Below are 306 nucleotides of genomic sequence, written 5' to 3'. Positions count from 1 at the left end.
TTATAGCTCAGCTGGGAGAGCGCTTGCATGGCATGCAAGAGGTCCGCGGTTCGATCCCGCGTAGCTCCACCAAATTCAGAGTGATTCAGTGTCACTCACACACATCGGGGTTATAGCTCAGCTGGGAGAGCGCTTGCATGGCATGCAAGAGGTCCGCGGTTCGATCCCGCGTAGCTCCACCATTATTGAGGATGAATGGCCGCCAGAACCATTCATTCAGTACCGAATTTGGGGTTATAGCTCAGCTGGGAGAGCGCTTGCATGGCATGCAAGAGGTCCGCGGTTCGATCCCGCGTAGCTCCACCA

The 306-nt window shown here is 55.9% G+C and carries 2 tRNA genes; both read left to right on the top strand.

Going from position 1 to position 306, the window contains the following annotated elements:
* Positions 1 to 106 precede the first annotated feature (106 nt).
* Positions 107 to 182, top strand: a tRNA-Ala gene (locus ACVDHI_RS20795).
* Between the two features lie 48 nt (positions 183 to 230).
* Positions 231 to 306, top strand: a tRNA-Ala gene (locus tag ACVDHI_RS20790).

This window comes from Aeromonas sp. 25-248 (assembly GCF_053005425.1).
This window is presented reverse-complemented; position numbering and strand designations above follow the sequence as displayed.